We start from the raw sequence: 3,402 nt of genomic DNA, 5'->3' as shown, positions 1-3,402 counted from the left end.
TTTTTGCGCCGCTCAGGACGGGAGTTGCTGAATACCAGCGGCCACAAGGCGTGGGGGAGTAGCCTCGGGCAACGGGTCTGACCTTCGGGAGAGAGGTCGGGAACATGGTGGAGTGGGTCCGGGATCGGTGGCAGGCGCTCCTGCTGCTCATGTTGTCCGCCACGGTGGTCCTGGAGCGCGTCGATGCCGCGCTGGCGTTGAGGCACGCACCTGGCACTCGGGCCGGTGGTGTGGGTGACCTGGCCTCGCCCGCGAGGCTCTTCACCCCGCAGGTCTCCGTGGACGTCATGAATGGCTGGGGCTCGGCGGAGACCGCGTCGGGCGGTGTCGGGCCCATCTCGCTGCTGCTCATCTATCTCGGCGTCGACCTCGTCCTCATGCTCGCGGTCGCCTTGCTGCTGGTGGCCGCGCGCGCCTATGTGCTGGGCAGGATCGATGGCGTCACGGGTGCCCCGGGTGATGACGAGGAGCGGTACCTCGCGGCCGCGAGGGCGGCCCTGCGCAGCAGTTGGATCGCGATCGTCGCCTACCTCGTGAGCGACCTCCTGGAGACCGCGACCGTCGTGTGGATCGGTTTTGGGGCGGCCTCGGGCGGTGCCGTGCCGGAGGAGTGGGTCGCGCGGCTGGTCGGGGGGATCTCCCTGGCGAAGTGGGCCGCGCTGGCCGGTGCTATCGCGCCGCTGGTGCTCGTCGCGGTCGGCGGGTGGCGGCAATGGCGGGAGGTTGCCTTGGGGCTGCATACGTTAAGGGCGCTGCGTGGTCACCTGCTCGTGGCTGCGCTGCTGGTGGCGCTCTTCCTCGTGCTCCAGGGTGATCTTGGGCGGCAGATCGACGATGTCGTGGTTCACGCGGCGCAGTCGTTGGCGGGCGCGATGCTCGCAACGCTCGCCGCCCTGCTCGCCTGCCTGGCAATGCTTGTGGGCGGTGCCCGCTCGACCGTTGCCTACCTCCGTCCACCGGCCGTCGGGTCGATCCGGCTGGGATGGCTGGTCTGCTGGGCACTCATCGGAGTGGCCCTGGTCGCGGTGGGGGCGCTGGTGGCCGTCGGCACGGCCTTTGGGCTGCCACTGAATTCGGACTACGCGGCCACCGCGCTCGCCCTCCTGGTCGTCCCCGGTGCGGTCCTGCTGGCCTGGGCCGCCCTCAGCCTTCCCACAGCGGTACGCCACTTCCAGCGTCCGGCCGCGACCGTGCCGGACGAGCTCTCCCGATGGTGGGTACGTGCCGTTGCGCTCCTGCCGCTCGTGCTGCTCTTCCTGGCCACCCTGCGCGCGGGTACCACGCAGTGGAGCGTGGGCCACCCGTCGTGGGCGCTGGTGGCGTGGATGGTCATCCTCATCGCGGGGATGACCGGCCTCGACTGGCTGACCCGTCGGGTGAGCCAGCCCGGTGACAGCCAGCCCGGTGCCTTCCTGTGGCGAGAGTCGTCCCGGCGGGGGCAGTTCGGTGAGGCAATCGCTTGGACGACGGTCCCGCTCGCCCTGGGGTTCGGTGCGAGGTGGTTGCCAGAGACGTTCTGGATGGACGCCGGCACCGTCGCGACGATCTTCGCGGTAGCGCTCCTCCTCACCGGGCTGCTGACCGGGTTGACGCTCCTCAGCGACCTGTGGGGCCCCTCCGGGGCGCTCGCGTTGACCCGCCTGCGCCGCGTGCCCCTGATCACCACGGTGATCCTGTGGGGCGTGGTCGCCAGCGTGGTCGACCGGGACGGGATCTACTACGACGCCAGGCTCATCGACCCTGTGGGCCGGGTCGCCGCACCGCAGGACCCGCTCGTCGCGCTGCAGGCCTGGGCAGGCGCGGACGAGGAGACAGCCGAGCCGAAGGAGGAGCTCAGGTCGGTCGTCTTCGTCGCGGCGGCAGGCGGCGGGGTTAGGGCCGCCTACTGGACCTCGGTGGTGTGGCAGTGCGCCTTCGGGATCCGGTGCGTCGAGGAGCCGGAGGGCCGGCAACCGGGGACCGAGGACGTGTTCTTCGCCAGTGGGGTGTCTGGCGGGGCCGTCGGGCTAGCCCTCGTCGCCGCGCACGAGCGCGCTGGTGCCACGGACGGCGCCGCTGCCGGTGGCGAGGAGTCAACGGGCGGGGGCGAAGAGGTCCTCGACGGGTCGTGGCCTGAGCGGGTGTTCGACGCGGACTACGTGGCTCCGGCCGTCGCCGCGCTGTTCCTCCAAGACCTGCCAAACTCGGTGTTCCGGTGGCCGGACTCGGGGGATGACCGCGCGTCCGAGCTCGAACGGGCCTGGCAGAGCAGGGTGGACGGTCTGAGTGTCCCGTGGTCCCACCTGGCGGGGGGAGCGCCATACCTCTCCTTCAGCGGCACCAGCGTCGAGGACGGGTGCCGGTTCGCGGTGTCCACCCTGCGACAGACCTGGACAGGCCACGACCACGCAAGGTCCGTGGCGATGACCAGTTGCGATGGGTCACCCACCGATCTGCCCGATGGTGGCCCGGGCGCGTCGCCGGTGCGGGACGCCAGCGACTTCCTCTGTGACCGGCACCGGGAACCGCAGGAGATCGACCTGGCGACCGCGGCGTTCCTCTCCGCCCGCTTCCCGTTCGTCTCCCCTGCCGCCGGGATGCACCCGTGCGGGACGGCAGGACAGGGGGAGACCGGAGAGGATGAGAGGGGAGGGCAGGCGGCATCGACCTACGTGCTCGACGGCGGCATGTTCGACAACTCGGGCGGGGCCGCGGTCAGCAACATCCTCGCGCAGGTCGCGCCGGTCCTCGAGTCACTCAACACCGGTACGGGCACCACGTGCTACGTCCCGCGCCTGCTCATCGTGGACAGCCACTTCGCGTCGACGGCCATGCCGGTGGCGGGGAGCCGGCCGATGCAGCTCGCGGGGCCGCTACAGACCATCGGTTCGTTCTACGAGACGCGTTCTAACCGGCAGCTGTCCGCCGCGGCGCGCTCCGTCCAGGGCGCTGCTGTAGCGGCGAGGCAGGCTTGCGGCCTTGAGGAGGGCGAGGTCGCGGACGTCGTCACCATCTTCCCTGTCCAGGGTGTCGGTGCGGCGGCCCCGCTTGGATGGACGCTAGCGGGGACCACTCAAAAGGACTTACTGGCCCAACTGCCCACAACGGCGAACTGCAAGAACCAGGACACCGACCATCAGAAGGCGATGTGCGCGGGCATCAGCGACGTGCACGCCTGGTTGAGCAACGGCTGAGGCTCGACGAGGCCCGCATGCTGATGATGCGCGTCGCATTGTGGGGGCTCTCTAAGCCTTCATCCACCGACCGGCCGGGGTAGCCGCGGGGCGGCTGGCGGTCAGGACGCCCGTGCTGGTGGTGGCCGAGCGGTCGTGGTGAACAGGGTCGTCCAGGCGGTTTTCCAGGGCCAGTGCTTGATAGGTGCAGGGTGAGTCGATGTGCCGAGGAAGCGAGCCTGGCCGGCAC

1 protein-coding gene is annotated in these 3,402 nt (G+C 70.4%); it reads left to right on the top strand.

Translation table 11 applies throughout. The features are described 5' to 3' along the window. The first annotated feature begins 104 nt into the window (after positions 1-104). Entirely contained in the window at positions 105-3,173 is a 3,069-nt protein-coding gene (locus tag Q4P07_RS14110; protein WP_303375551.1) for a hypothetical protein, read from the top strand. Positions 3,174-3,402 lie beyond the last annotated feature (229 nt).

Origin of the sequence: Ornithinimicrobium sp. (assembly GCF_030537745.1) — a bacterium.
In the GTDB taxonomy this organism is placed as follows: domain Bacteria; phylum Actinomycetota; class Actinomycetes; order Actinomycetales; family Dermatophilaceae; genus Ornithinicoccus.
The sequence above is the reverse complement of the archived record's forward strand: the minus strand, read 5'-3'. Positions and strand labels throughout refer to the sequence as shown.

Excerpts from the sequence above, each read along its gene's own strand:
- Q4P07_RS14110 (WP_303375551.1), top strand. The coding sequence starts at position 105 with ATGGTGGAGTGGGTCCGGGATCGGTGGCAGGCGCTCCTGCTGCTCATG.